10 protein-coding genes are annotated in these 15,079 nt (G+C 71.7%); 7 read left to right on the top strand and 3 right to left on the bottom strand.

Annotation, left to right across the window (positions count from 1 at the left end):
• The first annotated feature begins 132 nt into the window (after positions 1-132).
• Entirely contained in the window at positions 133-3,108 is a 2,976-nt protein-coding gene (locus tag VF106_RS49650) for a PD-(D/E)XK nuclease family protein (protein WP_330847137.1), read from the top strand.
• Positions 3,108-6,269 carry a UvrD-helicase domain-containing protein gene (locus VF106_RS49645; RefSeq protein ID WP_330847136.1) on the top strand — a complete coding sequence of 1,054 codons (3,162 nt, stop codon included), beginning with the start codon at positions 3,108-3,110 and terminating at the stop codon, positions 6,267-6,269. Before VF106_RS49650 ends, VF106_RS49645 begins: the two co-directional genes overlap by 1 nt.
• 5 nt (positions 6,270-6,274) lie before the next feature.
• Here VF106_RS49645 and VF106_RS49640 read toward each other — a convergent pair whose 3' ends face one another.
• Entirely contained in the window at positions 6,275-6,958 is a 684-nt protein-coding gene (locus tag VF106_RS49640; RefSeq protein ID WP_330847134.1) for an NUDIX hydrolase, read from the bottom strand.
• A gap of 386 nt (positions 6,959-7,344) precedes the next feature.
• On the opposite strand from VF106_RS49640, the gene VF106_RS49635 reads away from it, so the two are divergent.
• Entirely contained in the window at positions 7,345-8,766 is a 1,422-nt protein-coding gene (locus VF106_RS49635) for an ADP-ribosylglycohydrolase family protein (protein ID WP_330847133.1), read from the top strand.
• 121 nt (positions 8,767-8,887) lie between these two features.
• Here VF106_RS49635 and VF106_RS49630 read toward each other — a convergent pair whose 3' ends face one another.
• Together VF106_RS49630 and VF106_RS49625 are read right to left on the bottom strand one after the other, a co-directional pair.
• Positions 8,888-9,364 (bottom strand): macro domain-containing protein, encoded by a 477-nt coding sequence (locus VF106_RS49630; RefSeq protein ID WP_330847132.1) that lies wholly within the window; start codon positions 9,362-9,364, stop codon positions 8,888-8,890.
• 48 nt (positions 9,365-9,412) lie between these two features.
• On the bottom strand, positions 9,413-10,303 hold the full coding sequence (locus tag VF106_RS49625) for a hypothetical protein (RefSeq protein ID WP_330847131.1): 891 nt from the start codon (positions 10,301-10,303) through the stop codon (positions 9,413-9,415).
• Positions 10,304-10,427: 124 nt separating this feature from the next.
• Here VF106_RS49625 and VF106_RS49620 point away from each other — a divergent pair, with 124 nt between their 5' ends.
• The 4 genes from VF106_RS49620 (at position 10,428) to VF106_RS49605 (ending at position 15,059) form a co-directional block, all read left to right on the top strand.
• Positions 10,428-12,629 (top strand): helix-turn-helix domain-containing protein, encoded by a 2,202-nt coding sequence (locus tag VF106_RS49620; RefSeq protein ID WP_330847130.1) that lies wholly within the window; start codon positions 10,428-10,430, stop codon positions 12,627-12,629.
• Positions 12,630-12,754: 125 nt separating this feature from the next.
• A complete protein-coding gene (locus VF106_RS49615) occupies positions 12,755-13,927 on the top strand; it encodes a PPE domain-containing protein (RefSeq protein ID WP_330847129.1) in 1,173 nt (390 codons plus the stop codon).
• Positions 13,924-14,262, top strand: coding sequence for a hypothetical protein (locus tag VF106_RS49610; RefSeq protein ID WP_330847128.1), 339 nt, complete (start codon positions 13,924-13,926; stop codon positions 14,260-14,262). Before VF106_RS49615 ends, VF106_RS49610 begins: the two co-directional genes overlap by 4 nt.
• Positions 14,259-15,059 carry an ESX secretion-associated protein EspG gene (locus VF106_RS49605; protein WP_330847127.1) on the top strand — a complete coding sequence of 267 codons (801 nt, stop codon included), beginning with the start codon at positions 14,259-14,261 and terminating at the stop codon, positions 15,057-15,059. Before VF106_RS49610 ends, VF106_RS49605 begins: the two co-directional genes overlap by 4 nt.
• The last annotated feature ends 20 nt before the right edge of the window (positions 15,060-15,079 follow it).

The following is a 15,079-nucleotide window of genomic DNA, read 5'->3' as shown; positions in this document are numbered from 1 at the left end:
GTGGGTGAGTGCGTCGATGGCCGGGTGGATCTAGTTTGTAAGGCGGTCATGTCGGGCTGATTCGACACCCCTTGGTTCCCCGTTCTCCACCGTCGTTCGAACGACGGGTGAGAGAGACGTGGGATGCCGAGCGTGACGGTAGTGGCGACGCCGTATGGCGCGCCGGCGTACGTGTCGCTCGCCGAGGCCGTCGCCGCCGCCAAAGTGGACGATCCACTCGCGACGGTCACGCTGGTCGTGCCGGGGGAGCGGGTGGGGGTGGCTGCCCGGCGGGCGTTGGCTCGGGGACTGTCGCCCCGCCGTCCCGGGGTGGCCGCGTTGCGGGTGCTGACCGTGCGTCGGTTGGCGGAAACCCTCGTGGGTGACGCGTTCGCGCGGGATGGTCGCCGTCCGCTCACCGGTCCGGTGCTGGCGGCCGCGGTGCGGCACGTGTTGAGGACCGAGCGCGGGATGTTCACGCCGGTGGCGGAGCACATCGGCACGGTACGGGCGGTGGCTCGGGCGTACCGGCGGCTGCGGGTCCTTTCCGAGGAGCAGTTGGACAAGATCGCCGCGACCGCGCACGCGGTGCCCGCGGAGACCGTCCGGCTGCACCGGCTCGTGCGGCGGCGGTGCGAGGCCCGGTTCTTCGACGAGGTGGACCTGCTGGACGCGGCCGTGGTCGCGGCGGACAGCGAGCTGTTCGGGTCGGCGGTGGTGTTCCTGCCACAGGACCTCGATCCGCCTGAGGTCGCGTTGCTGGGAGCGGTGGCGCGGGTTTCCGACCTCCGGCTGGTGCTGGGGCTGATGGGGGAGCCGCGGGCCGACGCGGGGCCGCTGGCCGTGTGCCGCGCGCTCGGGGTGCACGACTGTGGTGGTGCGGCGCGTTCACCGGTGGGTGACGTCGTGGTGGACGCCTCGGACCCGGACGACGAGGTGCGTCACGTGGTGCGACGGGTCGTCTCGGCGTTGGTGGACCGGCCCGGGCATCGGGTCGGGGTGTTCTACGGGGCTGCGGATCCGTATGCCCGTCTGGTGCACGAACACCTGGCGCGGGCGGGGGTCGAGGTGTTCGGCCGCGGTGTGCGGCCGACGGCGGAGGGGCGGTTGGGGCGGTCGGTGCTGCGGCTGTTGGCATTGGCACGCAACGACTTCCGTCGCGGTGAGGTGTTGGGGTTGGTGACCGACGCGCCGCTGTGGCACGAGGAGGGCCGCGTACCGAGTTCGGCGTGGGAGCGGGTGTCCCGGGCGGCGGGTGTGGTGCGGGGTGACGACTGGACCCGGTTGAAGGACTACGCCGCGCACCAGGAACGGTGGCTCGGCGATCATCCCGATGCGGAGCCGTGGCAGGTGGACCGTGCCGGTCGGGAGACGCACAGCGCCCGTTCGCTGTTCGACTTCGTCGGCGAGCTTCGACGCGGATTGTCTGAAGTGGACTGCTCCAGGTCCTGGCGGGAGATGGGTGACGCGGCGCTGCGTCTGTGGTCTTCGCTGCTGGGCGGGGACGCGCTGGCACCGGAGGAACGTCGTGCCGCGGAAAGGATCGCGAGCACGTTGGGTTCCTTGTCCGGTTTGGACGCCGTCGCCGGTGAACCGGATCCGGCGCTGTTGCGCGAGCTTCTCGAGGTGGAGCTGTCCGACGACCTCGACCGGGTGGGCCGGGCCGGTACGGGAGTCCACGTGGGACCGGTGGCGGAGGGCGTCGGAGAGGACCTCGACGTGGTGTTCGTCGTCGGTGCGGCGGAAGGCTTGTTGCCTGCCCGCGTGGCGGAGGATCCGTTGCTGCCGGATCGGGTGCGCGAGCTGACCGACGGCGCGTTGCCGACGGCGCGGGAGCGGGTGGCCCGTCAGCACCGGCAGTTGCTCGCCACGCTCGCCGCGGCCCCGCCGGGTGGGCGCATGGTGAGCTTCCCGCGCGGTGACCTTCGGCAGGGCGGCACGCGCATGCTGTCCCGCTGGCTGAACCCGAGAACTCGGATCGGGGTGCCGTCGTACGCCGGGGCGGTGGAACGGGAATGCTGTCCGGCGACCCCGCAGGAGTGGCGGCAACGTGCCGTGGTCGAGCACCTGCTCGACAGCGATCCGGTGATGACAAAGGCGATCGAGGCTCGTCGGGCGCGGGCGGGGAGCGAGTTCACGGCGTTCGACGGGAACCTCGCCGGGGAGACGCTGCCGGATCCCACCGATGGCGTGGCGGTGTCGGCGACGGCGTTGGAGGCGTGGGTCCAGTGCCCGCACGGGTACTTCCTCCGGCATCTGTTGCGGGTGGCGCCCGTGCGGCAGCCAGAAGAGGTCGTCCGGATCTCCGCGCTGGATCGCGGCACGGTGATGCACGACGTGCTGGAGCGGCTGGTGAGCCGGGCCGTGTCGGAGGGGTGGGCGCCAGGCCCCGGGCAGCAGTGGCCCGAGCGCTCCCGGCTGGTGCTCAGCGAGGTCGCGCACGAGCGGTTCGCCCGTGCGGAGGCCGAAGGGGTGACCGGCTTCGGTCTGCTGTGGGAGTTGGACAGACAAGCCATGCTCGCCGATCTGGTCGAGAGCGTGACGCGGGACGACGAGCGACGCCGGTGCTGCGGTGGGCTGACGCCGGTGGCCGCGGAGTGGAGCTTCGACCACGTGGAGTTCCCCTTGGGGGACGGTCGGATTCTGGCGCTGAAAGGGCGGATCGACCGGATCGACCGCGCCACCGACGGGGCACTGGTCGTGACCGACTACAAGACCGGCAAGGCGAAGTGGTACCTGCGGGTCGAGGAGGACCCGTGCGACCGGGGCCACCGGCTGCAGCTCGCCGTGTACGCACAGGCGGCTCGCGCCGACTTCGGTGACCAGGACACGGTGGTGCGATCGGAGTACTGGTTCGCCACCCGGCTGGGCGGGTTCCGGCGGATCGGGCACGTCATCGACCCGCCGGTGCTGGACCGGGTCCGGCAGGCGCTGCGGATCGTGGTCGACGGCATCGCTGGCGGGGTTTTCCTGGCACGCGCGAGGAACGCCGCCACCAACACGCTCTTCGCGTGCCCCGGCTGCGATCTCGGCGAACACGGCAACGAAGGCGTGGCCGCCGCGTGGGAGCGGAAAGCCGGCGCGGTCGAGCTCGCCGGTTTGCGGACCCTCCTGTGTGAGGATGGCTGATGCTGGCCGACCACGCGGTTCGCGAGCGCATCCGCACCGACCTCGACCACACGCTGTTCGTGGAGGCGGGCGCGGGATCGGGCAAGACCACCGTGCTGGTGCGACGAATCGTCGACCTGGTCGAGTCCGGGATTTCGTTGCGGGACATCGCGGCGGTGACGTTCAGCGAGAAGGCCGCCGAGGAGCTGCGGGACCGGACCCGAGCCGAGCTGGCCAAGGCCGGGCAGCGCGTGGCGGCGGCGGACGTGGACGGTGCGGCGATCGGCACCCTGCATTCCTTCGCACGCAGGATCCTCACCGAACATCCGATCGAGGCCCGGCTGCCGCCGTTGATCGAGGTGCTCGACGAGGTCGCGTCCCGCGTCGCCGCCGACCGCCAGTGGGACGAGTCGCAGACCCGGTTGTTGCGAGATCCGCTGATCGCGCCCGCGCTGCGGCTCGGTTTCGCGGCCGGGCTCACCCTCGACCACCTGCGAACCCTGGCCCAGCACCTGGACGCCAACTGGGACCTCGTCGAGGAACGCCTCTTCTCGCCCGAGCGGCCAACCGCCCCACACATCGACGCCACCCCGCTCCGCGCCCGGATCACCGCGTTGACCGGTCGGCGACAGGAGTGTCGGGATCCCGGCGACAAACTGTTGGCACGGCTCGACAAACTGGCGCACTGGCTGGCCGACACCGACGATGTGGACCAGGCGGACCTGCTGCCGTTCCTGTTGGAGCTGCCCAGTGCCGGTGCGGTTGGCAAGGGTGCCAACTGGGGCGGTAGGGCCGTGGTGGCCGAGATCAGGGAGGAGTTCCGTGCCGTCCGGGAGGCCGGTGCCGCGCTGCGTGGTCAGGCCGTGGACCGGATCCTGCGCTGTCTGCTGCCCGCCATCGCCGCCGACACCCTGCAGGCCGCGACGAGACGGGCGGCCGCGGGACGGTTGCGGTTCCACGACCTGCTGGTGCTGGCCCGCCGGCTCGTCCGCCACCACGCCGACGTCCGGGCACAGCTGTCCCGCCGGTATCGACGGATCCTGCTGGACGAGTCCCAGGACACCGACCCCATCCAGATCGAGCTGGCCGTCCGGATCGCCGCCGGGGCGACCTCGATCACGCAGGCCGAGGACTGGCGCGCGGTGCCCGTGCCGCCGGGGGCGTTGTTCTTCGTCGGCGACGGCAAGCAGTCGATCTACCGCTTCCGCCGCGCCGACATCGGCACCTACCTCGACGCCCGCGACACGCTCGGCGAACCGCTGCGGCTGACCACGAACTTCCGCTCCACGCCACCGTTGCTGGCGTGGCTCAACCACGTCTTCGCCCGCCTGATCACCGAGAAACCCAGTGCCCAACCCGCCTACTTCCCACTGCACCCGCCACCCGACGCACCGGCCCTGGCCGGTCCGCACGTGGTGGTCCTCGGCGCCGAACAACACACCGACGCAACCAAGGCGGACGTCCTGCGGGAGCGGGAGGCACATGACGTCGCCGGCCTGGTGGTCCGCGCGGTCCGCGAGGGCTGGCCGGTCCGCGACGATGGTGGAGTGCGGCCGGTGTCCTTGTCGGACATCACGATCCTGGCGCCGACCCGCACCTCGATCACAGGACTGGAACAGGCGTTGGACCGGGCCGGGGTGACGTACCGGACGGAGGCCGCCACGTTCGTCTACTCCGCACCCGAGGTGCGGCAGCTCCTGCTCTGCGCCGCCGCGGTCGACGACCCCACCGACCACCTCGCCATCGTCACCACCCTGCGCACCCCGCTGTTCGCCTGCTCCGATGTGGACCTCTGGCGCTGGAAGCAGGCCGGTGGGTCGTGGAACCCCTTCGCCCCACGGGTTCACGACGGTGTCGTCGCCGACGGCCTCGCACAACTGCGGAGGTGGGCCAGGTCCCGGTCCCGACACACGCCCGCCGAGCTGTTGGAGGACATCCTCGAGAAGCGCCGGGTGCTGGAGGCCGCCACCGACTCACCCCGCTACCGCGAGATCTGGCGACGGCTGCGGTTCGTGGTCGACCAGGCCAGGGCGTGGTCGGAGGCCGAACATGGCTCCCTGCGGGAGTATCTGCGCTGGGCGGACGGCCAGGCCGACGACAACGCCCGGGTCACCGAGACCGTGCTGGACGAGACCGACACGCGGGCGGTGCGGATCACCACCATCCACGCCGCCAAGGGCTTGGAGTTCCCCGTCGTCATCCTCACCGGCCTGTCCAGCCATGGCTCGCCCCGGCGTCCACCGGTGCTGTGGCCGGACGGCGGCTGCGAGCTCAACCTCGGCGCCAACCTGCAAACCCTGGGCTACGCCGCGGCCGACGACCACGAACAGGCCATTGAGGACTGTGAGGACGTCCGGCTGCTCTACGTCGCGTGCACGCGCGCCAAGGACCACCTCGCCGTCTCCCTGCACCGCGGCAGCCGCGAGTGCCCCGCCACCACCCTCGCCGACGGATGCGTCGGGGCCTCCCACGAAACCTGGACCGCACCGGCGTTCGTCGAGCCGCTCGCGCCGCCAGGCCGGCAAGCTGCGCCACCGCTGTTGGGGTGGCGCGAATGGACAGACGTCCGGGATGCCGCGCTGGCGCACGCTCGTGTGCGGGAGGCCGAGTCCGCCACCGACATCGCCCACGGCCGCGCCGCGACCCCACTGCCGACGTTCGCGTGCCAGGGCCTGGCCAAGAAACCGCGTGACCTCGAACTACCCGCGTGGGCCAAAGGCCGGTACGGGACGGCCATCGGCCGCGCGGTCCACGCCGTCCTGCAAACCGTCGACCTCACCACCGGCGCGGGCATCGACGACCTCGCCGCGGCCCAGGCCCTCGCCGAAGGCGTGGTCGACGCCGCCCCGGACATCGCCGCCGCCGTCCGCGCCGCCCTCACCACGACGGTCATCGCCCGCGCGGCCCGCAGTCCACACTGGAGAGAGACCTACGTCGGCACGATCGTCGACGGCACCCTGGTCGAGGGCTACGTCGACCTCCTGTACCGCGACCACGACGGCCTCGTACTGGTCGACTACAAAACCGACGCGGCCCCGGACTCGGACACACTCGCGGCGTACGAAACCCAACTCCGCGTCTACGCCCACGCCATTCACGACGCCGCGGCCGAACCCGTCGTCCGCTCGGTACTCCTCTTCCTTGGCCCGACACACGCGGTCGAGCACGTGGTCTCGTCGTGATCGCCTCAGGGGTTCGCGCGTCGGAACAGGCGGGCGGGTTTGCCGACCGTGCCGTCGCTGTACCGGCCGGTTTCGACGAGGTGGGGCAGCATGTGGCGCCGGAAGGTGTCCTTGGCGAGGACGTCGTCGCCGAGGACGGCGGTGTGCAGGCGGTGTAGCTCGCGGAGGGTGAACTCGTCGCCGATGAGGTGGTGGGGGTCGGGTCGGTCTTGGTAGGCGGCCCTGGTCGACCGGACCGCCCTGGTGACGATCTCGTCGTGGTCGAAGGCGAGACCGTCGTCCGGCAGGACGGCGCGCGGCGGAGTTCCGTCGATGGGGGCGAGCAGGCACCCGGGACGTCGCGAGGTGTCGAGCTGGTCGAAGGCGACGAGGTCGAGGTGGGCGACGCTGAGCACGCGGCCTCGGTCGTCCCGGTCGAGCTCGTCGAAGACGTGGAGTTGCTGCGGCGCGCGGCCGGACACCCCGACCTTGGTGTCCAGCGCGCGGCCGACGGCGTCGCGGAGCAGTTCGTGTTCCCGGACGAACGTGCCGGGCAGCGACCAGCGGCCGGTCGCGAAGGTCTCGTCACGCTGGTGCAGCAGGACCATCAGACCCTGCTCGGGATCGACGGTCAGCACCGCGACGTCCACCGCGACCGACGGGCGCGGGTAGTCGCGCAGCCGCTTACCCGCGCTGTCTCGCCACTCCACGGTGGACAGGTTAGCGCAGATGTGCTCTTATTGAGTTAGCGCACTCTTGCGCTAATGGAGGTCCGTCGACGTGCATGTGGGTCGCCCAGTCGCGGTGAGTGCCGCCGAAGGGCAGCATGAGGTGTGGGAGCGGGTCGCTCGGTACGAACGCCGCCACCGACACCCATTCTGCTCGCGGCGACCGATCGGGTGGAGCGGACGGGCGCGCCGGTTCGCCACTCGGGTGGCGGCGGTCCCGATGACGCCGCGGCCGGGCCCTGGCCTTGCGCGAGCGGGCGGGCGAGGTCGCCGTATGTGGTGATGTCGGTGCGGGTGTGGCGCGGTCGAGCGGTGCACACGGTCGCGATCAACCCGCGGCGTGAACTCGTGGCTGGAGGAGTGATCTGATGAGACTCAAGGGGAAGCAGCTTGATCGAGCGGTGGGCGCGCTGGTGGGTGCGGCGGCCGGGGACGCTCTCGGCGTGCCGTACGAGGCCCACAGCCGGCCGCTGCCAGGCCCGGGTGAACCCGCGGAGATGCTGGGCGGCGGCCTGGGCGACTACGAGCCGGGGCAGTGGAGCGACGACACCGAGATGGCGTGCGTGATCGCCCAGGTCGCCGCCACGGGGGCCGACCTGCGCGACGAGACGGCCCTGGACGAGATCGCCGCCGGGTTTCTGCGCTGGTACGCGGAAGCCAGCGACATCGGGATCCAGACCCGGCGTGTCCTCAGTGGACTGGTGGGCAGTCCGAAGGAAGGTCTGGCGGAGCGCATGCGGACGCTGGCCGCCGAGTTGCATGCCCGAACCGGCAAGACCGCCGGCAACGGCTCGCTGATGCGCACCGCGCCGGTAGCGCTCGCACATCTCGGTGACACCGACGCCATCGCCGAGGCGGCCCGTGCCGTCAGCGCGTTGACCCACCACGATCCACAGGCCGGGGACGCGTGTGTGCTGTGGTGCCTGGCCATCGACCACGCCGTGCGCACCGGCGAACTGGACGTGCGGATCGGTCTCGACCACGTCGACCCCCAGTGGGCCACGCTCATCGAGGAAGCCGAACGTGCCCCCGACCCCGCCCGGTTCGTGCCCAACGGGTGGGTGGTGACCGCGCTGCAGGGAGCCTGGGCCGCGGTCACGCACGCCGCCAGCGTCGAGGAAGGCTTGCAGGCGGCGGTGAAAGGCGGTGGCGACACCGACACCGTCGCCGCGATCGCGGGCGCCCTGCTCGGCGCCCGCTACGGCATCAGCGCCGTCCCAGCCAAGTGGCGCCGCGGGCTGCACGGCTGGCCCGGCCTGTGGACCCGCGACCTGACCCGGCTCGCCTATGTCACCGCACAGGGCGGCAGCGACGAACACGGGTGGCCCGAGTGCGAAATCATGCACTACCACGGCACTGTCGAGCCCGTCGCCCATCCTGATGACCCGGGTGTCCTGCTCGGCGCGGCGTGGGCACTCCGCCCCGGGATCGCCGACGCCGTGATCAGCATGTGCCGGCTCGGCACCGCCCAGGTCCCACTGTCCGGTGTGGACCCACGCGACCACGTCGAGGTGTGGCTGATCGACAAGCCCGACGCGAACAACAACCTGCCCGCCGTACTGTCGGACACCGCCACCCTGATCGAGGACCTGCGCGCCGAAGGCAAAACCGTGCTCCTGCACTGCGCCTACGCCGAAAGCCGCACCCCGACCGTCGCCGCCGCCTACGGCGCACGCATCACCGGCAAGGACCCGATCGACACCCTCGACAGAATCGCGGCCGTGCTCACAACCACCAACCCCAAGGAGGAACTCAAGAACGCGCTACGGCAGCTACCGAAGACGGGGTGACCGTGGCCCGCCTCCTCGGCTATTCCGTCCACGGTCCCAACGGGTTGGGGCCGAACGTCATGCCGAGCATCAGTGGGTGAATTCCCCAGGTCAGGAAGGCTGTCAGGACAAGGGGCGTGGGTCAGTCGTGGTCGTACACGGTCGTCGGCACGTCGCGGGCCAGCAGTGTTTCGGTGATCAGCGGTTCGACGCGTTCCCAACGGCCGCCCGCGATGCCGCAGCCGATTCGGGGCATGTGGACGCTCGCCGCGAGGCGCAGGGCGTGGTCCGTGAGTGTGGTCAGGCATTGCGCCACGGCGTCGTAACGGATGGGTGGGCCCTTGCTGCCCGTGCGCATTCCGCGCTGCGCGACCATGTTCGCCACCCACGTGTCGGGGCGCACCTGGACGAGTTGGGTCGCGCCGAGACCGAAGTCGTTGCCGGCCCGCTCGCGATGCCAGTCGCGGTAGGCGCGTTCCGGTTCCGGCCACCGCTTCGAGATTGCGAGTACGAAACCCTTGCCCCAACCACCGAGATCGTTGCAGACGTGAGCGATGATCTTCGGTCCCTTGGACTGTGGGCTCGTCGCGTCGCCCTTGATGACCCGCAACGCCCGCATTTTCGTGATTTTGCCAGCGGTGTCGCCGCCTGTCGACGCGGTTTCGTGTTAGGGCCGGGGGCTCACGACCGTGCGGGGGGACAGGCGGCCCTTCGGTGGTTCGCGGGTGATGGCGCCCGCCGAGGCCGCGGACGTCAGGACCCCGACGGTGTCGGCTGGCCGGTACATCGTCTCCCGCAGGGTGTGCTGTTGCAGGTCGGCGACCGTGCACGTGCCTCGCCTGGCCAGTTCGTCCAGCAGGGCCCGGCGTAGCGGCAGTAGCTGCGGGTTGATCGAGATGTCGACGAGTGCGTGTTCGGGATCGCGGGGATCGCGGTAGCGGATGCCGGCGAACTCGTCGGCGGCCCAGAGTTCGTTCTTGAACGTCACGAGGTGCTTGTGGTCGCCGGTGGCGAACAGCAGCAACTGTGCGTGCCCGTCGTCGGCGGCCAGTTCCACCGCGACCGCGTAGGGCAGGCCCACCGCGCGGAGCCGTGTGCGGTGGTCGGTCACCTCCTCGGCCGTGGCCGGCGGCAGGGTGAGCAGCACTTCCCGTGCCTTGCCCGGCGCCAGCGTCGCGACCAGCCGCCACGCCGCTGGTTCGTCCACCGCGCCGGTGGCGACGTCGAGGTGTGCCAACAGCGGCCCGGTCACCGTCAGGTCCGCGGGGTCCTTGACCGACCGCAGCGCCAGCCCTGGCGGTGTGCTCAGCTCCTGGAGGGCGGCGGTGAGCGGCTCGGCCCGCACGACCACGACATCGAGGTCGTGCCCGGCGAGACGGTCGGCGAACTCGCCGAACACACGCAGTGCCGCCGCGGCGAAGTCGTCGCGACCCGCCTCGATGTAGGTGGCGCGGCGGTGTGACCGCAGCACGGCCGGTGTCCACGCGTCGAGATAGCGCACCAGCAGCTCACGCATCACCGTGGCGTGCGGGTCTCTGCGCTCGACGCGCTCGGACATACTCCGGTTGTACCGCGCTCACCCGCCGTGCACCAGGGTTCGCGGCGTTTCGCACCGGTGTGGGTGGTCGCCAGGTTGGCCGGCACTAGGGTTGGTTCCCGGGTGGACGACCGGGAGGGGGCAGGTGTCGAGCCAGTTCGGCCCGCTGTTGCGGCGGTTTCGGTTGCGGGCGGAACTGACCCAGGAGCGGCTGGCGGAGAAGTCCGGGCTGGGTGTGCGCACCGTCCGTGGACTGGAGACCGGCGAGCGTGGCGACCCTCGCCTCGGCACGGTGGAAGCGCTGGCGGACGCGCTCGACCTCACCGCGACCGAGCGGATCGAACTCCTTGCCGCGGCGGGTGGTCAGCCTCCGCCGATTCCCGTGCCGGATCAGCTGGCCGATGCCGCGGGCCTGCTCGCCTACGAACTGCGCACGAGGCTGCGCCGGGAGGAGGAGCAGCGGCAGATCCACGACCCCGTGCCGCTGCCGGTCCGCTGGCAGCCGGCGCCCGCCGCGCTGATCGACTCCTGGGGCAACATCCGCAGGGCCGAGCACGGCGAGACCGCGCGTCCGGTCGACCTGGTCGGTCAGCTCGACCAGATCGTCCAGGTGTACCGGCGGATTCCGTCCGGTCGGCTGGTGGTGCTGGGCCGCGCCGGGTCCGGCAAGACGATCCTCACCATGCGGTTCGTGCTCGGCCTGCTGGACATCAGCGCGCCGGGCGACCCGGTGCCGGTGATCTTCAGCGTTGGCTCGTGGCATCCCCGCACGACGCCACTGCGTGACTGGCTGATCGACCAGCTCCTGCGTGACCACCCCGGGCTCGCCGCGCCAGGGCCCGCCGGGGCGACACTGGCCGCGGCACTGGTCGAGACCGGCCGGATCCTGCCCGTGCTGGACGGGTTCGACGAGATCGCCGCCGGCCTGCACCAGGCCGCGCTGGCCGCGTTGAACGCCACCACGCTGCCGTTGCTGGTGACCAGCCGGGTCGACGAGTACCGCGCCGCGGTCGAGTCGACCGACGTGCTGACCTCCGCAGGAGCTGTCGTGCTCACCGACCTGGTCGCGACCGACCTCGCCGACTACCTCCCCCGCACGACGCGTCGGCGCGGCAGTGCGGGCACGGTGTGGGAACCGGTCCTGGCTCGGGTGCGGGACCATCCGGACGGTGACCTCGCCGCCGTGCTGACCACGCCGCTGATGGTCAGCCTCGCCAGGACGATCTACAGCGACACCCCCGACCACGACCCGGCCGAACTGCTCGACACCGGCCGGTTCGGTGACCGCGAGGCGATCGAGCGGCACCTGCTTGGCGGGTTCGTCCCTGCCGTCTACCGGCACCCGCCGGGCGGCCGCGCTCACGACGAGGACCGCGTCGAGCACTGGCTCGGCTTCCTCGCCCACCACCTCGACAGGCTCGGCACGCACGACCTCGCCTGGTGGCAGCTCGGCAACCGGATGCCGGCCTGGCTGCGGATGGTGGTGAGCGGGCTGGTGCTCGGCGTCGCCGCCGGGCTTCCCGCCGCTCTCGTCATCGGCCTGATCCACACCGTCGGGGTCGGCACGTCCGGTTCCGGGCTCGCCAACGGCCTGTCCGCCGCGGTCGCCGCCGGACCGCTGGAGGCGCTCGCGTTGTCGATGACCGTCGGCCTCGCGCACGGTGCCTCGCTCGCGTTCAGCGGCGCCGTGTTCGAGCCGTCCCGGGTGCGGATCCGGCTGCGTGCGGCACGTCGCGGCCGTTCGACGGTCCTGCGCAGGCTGGTGACCGGGCTCGCGATCGGGGTGGGGCTCGGCGCCGGCCTCGGCATCGCGCGTGAGCTCGGCGCGACGTTCTGGATCGTCGGCCGGATCGGCGACACGACCGAGACCGTCGTGCTGTTCGGGCTTGGCTTCGGTTTGCTGTGGGGGCTGGTCTGGGGTGTGCTGGCCAACTTCGAGGCGCCGGTGGACATCAGCTCGGCGGCGAGCCCCATGGACCTGCTGAACACCAACCGCCGGACCGTCGCGGTCCAGGCGGTCGCGTTCGGGTTGGTGACCTGCCTCGCCTACGCGGTCATGGTCGGCGCGCTGCACGGCCCACGGTTGGGGTTGGCGTACGGCCTGTCCTACGGGCTGGTCCTCGGCCTCGCGATCACCCTCGGCGCGGCCAGCCTGACCGCGTGGGGCACCTGGATCGTGTTCGCCCGCGTATGGCTGCCGGTGAACGGACGGCTGCCCTGGTCGCTGCCGGAGTTCCTCGAGGATGCCTACCAGCGGGGCGTGCTGCGCCGGGCCGGCGCGGTCTACCAGTTCCGGCACGCCCGCCTTCAAGATCATCTGAAGCAGGTCTTCCGCGCCGGCCGTTGAGTCGTTTGCCCAGCTCAGGGCCACCGGCCACATATGGCCGCCGTGTTTGCCTGTCCCCGCTCGCCCCGCGCCGGTAACCATGTGGCCGCCGGGGATGGCCGGCCTGTGGGGAAAGGGGATTCGGGGTGTCAGACGCGTGGGAGGAGTACTTCGCCGGGCCGGTGCCGCCGGTCGAGGGCGGGGTGAACTGGGAGGCCTACAGCCACGAGGAGCTGTACCAGATGCTGTGGCAGGACGCCGACGTCGCCGATGTCGGCACGGTCGCCACGGAGTGGGCCAAGCACCGCGTCGCGCTGGCCACGCATGCCGAGGTGTTGCGTGAGCAGTGTGTGGCGCTGCGGGACAGCTGGGAGGGTCCCGGCGCTGAGGAGGCGGCCAGCCGGCTGGAACAGCTGGCCGACCGGGTGGAGAAGATCAGCGAGCTGGCGCACGTGGGAGGGCAGGCCGCGCAGGAGGCCGCCGACGCGCTGGCCACCGCCCGGGCCATGATGCCGCCGCCACCGGGCAACCCTGCGACGCCGATGACCAACGCCGTACCGACGGCACCCGACATGCCGGCGCTGTTCGTGCCGCCGGCGCCGGCCACGCCGTCCATGTCGTCACTGAACACGTACATGTCGTCGATGCAGTCCTACCTGGCGTCCATGCAGTCGGCGTTCACCCCGACCGCGATCCCCGCACCGACGACCACCAGCTCGGCCACGCCGGACATGGGCACCGCGTTCGGCGCGGTGGGCGGTGGCGGGTTCAGCTTCTACGTCGGCGGCGTCGCCGAGGACCAGCAGAAGGCGCAGGCCGTGCGAGCCATGCAGACCTACGAGTCCAGCCTGACGAGCAGCAGCCAGATGCTCGGCACCGCCCGTGGCGCGGTTCCCGCGGCGGCTCCTCCGCTGGCCGGTGCCACCGAACAGGCCCAGGCCGGTCCCGGCGTGCCGTGGCAGCGCCTCGTCGGCGCCGGTCCCGTCGACGGACTCCGCGCCGGCGGTGGCAATGGCGCGGTCACCGACGGCGTTTCCGGTGGTCCCGGTCCGGTCCGGAGCGTGCCGCTCGGGATCGGTGCCCGCGTCGGCGCGCTGTCCGGCATGACCGGACCCGGCCTGACCGCCGCGCATCTCGCCGAGACCGCGGCGGCCCGCGCGGCCGCGCAGGGCGGGATGTACCCGCCCCCGATGGGTGGCCAGCGTGCCGCGAGCGCCGACGACGAGTCGCACGAGAACCGGTTGCCCACCGTGGACCACGGCCTGTTCGCCGTGGACATGCCGAACTACGTCGAGGTCATCGGGGGTGAGAAGCAGTGAGCACACCAGAGGGTTACCGCGTCGTGCCGGACCTGCTCGAGGAGCGGATCACGACGCTGACGAGGCTCGGTGACCTGACCGGCGACCTGGTCGCGACCGCGAGCCGGCTGGCCGAGCGGCTGCCGATGCTCGGCACCGCGCCGCCGGCCGTGCACCTGGCCATGCGCCTGCGTGACGCGGCCGGTCAGTCCGGCCTGGCCGGCGAGGTCCGTGCGGCGCAGGGCGAGGTGACGGCGTTCCAGCGGACGCTGTCCGACGCCAGGGACACCTACGTCGAGCAGGACGCGAAGGCCGAGTCGGCGGCGCGTGCGGCGGGCGACCGGGGTGGGGCATGATCGCGACCACCGCCGACGAAGAAATCCACTTTGGACTGGTCGAGCTGGATCTGCTCGCGACGCACGCCGGTGTGCGGTTCCCGTTTCCGTTGCGGGTGCCGTCGTTCGGTCGGCTCGTCGGCGAGCGGGACGCGTTGCTCGCCGACGCGGGTCAGGTGCTGTGCGAGCGCGGTCTGGCCACCGCGCACGGGCCGATCGGGATGGCGGCCGACCTGGTCGCCGCGTTGCGTGAGTACCGGAGCGCGATCGACCTGGTGGTGCTCGGCGCCGACACGGCCACCGGTGTGGTGGCCATCGTCCACGGGAACCGGGCACTGGTGTGCCACCAGCCGCTCTGCGGCGAGCGGGCTGGCACGGTCCGGGTCGGACGGGTCGCCGCGACCGCGCTGGCCGACGAGCTCGCCGCCCTGATCCCGAACGCCGCGCCGGCGGTGACCATGCCGATCACCCTTCCGCCCGGAGTGGTCGGCGACACCCTGCGGCTGCTCAGCAACACGGCCGACACCCCGGCCACCCGGCGGTGCGTGCGCGAGCTGATCCGTGAGTACGGCGGCGACGAGGCCGTGGTCGACCAGCTCGTCGACCTGATCCCGGCGTTGATCGGCCGGGGCCAGCTCGGCGTCACCCGCAGGTCAGGCGGGGCGGTCTCACGGCCACTCGAGCTGTCCTGGTTGGACAGTCCACGAGGGAGGGTTCGGGTGAGTCAGGACGACCGCGGCTGGATGAGCGTCAACCCGTTGCGGCGCGGCGAACTCGTGTGGCTGATCCGCGAGGCGGCGACGCTCGCCCGTGCATGACACAGGAAAGAAGGGGAATC

This window comes from Actinophytocola sp. (assembly GCF_036378875.1).
In the GTDB taxonomy this organism is placed as follows: Bacteria; Actinomycetota; Actinomycetes; order Mycobacteriales; family Pseudonocardiaceae; genus Actinophytocola.
This window is presented reverse-complemented; position numbering and strand designations above follow the sequence as displayed.

Excerpts from the sequence above, each read along its gene's own strand:
- VF106_RS49605 (WP_330847127.1), top strand. The coding sequence starts at position 14,259 with ATGATCGCGACCACCGCCGACGAAGAAATCCACTTTGGACTGGTCGAG.
- VF106_RS49625 (WP_330847131.1), bottom strand. The coding sequence starts at position 10,303 with ATGTCCGAGCGCGTCGAGCGCAGAGACCCGCACGCCACGGTGATGCGT.
- VF106_RS49645 (WP_330847136.1), top strand. The coding sequence starts at position 3,108 with ATGCTGGCCGACCACGCGGTTCGCGAGCGCATCCGCACCGACCTCGAC.
- VF106_RS49630 (WP_330847132.1), bottom strand. The coding sequence starts at position 9,364 with ATGCGGGCGTTGCGGGTCATCAAGGGCGACGCGACGAGCCCACAGTCC.
- VF106_RS49635 (WP_330847133.1), top strand. The coding sequence starts at position 7,345 with ATGAGACTCAAGGGGAAGCAGCTTGATCGAGCGGTGGGCGCGCTGGTG.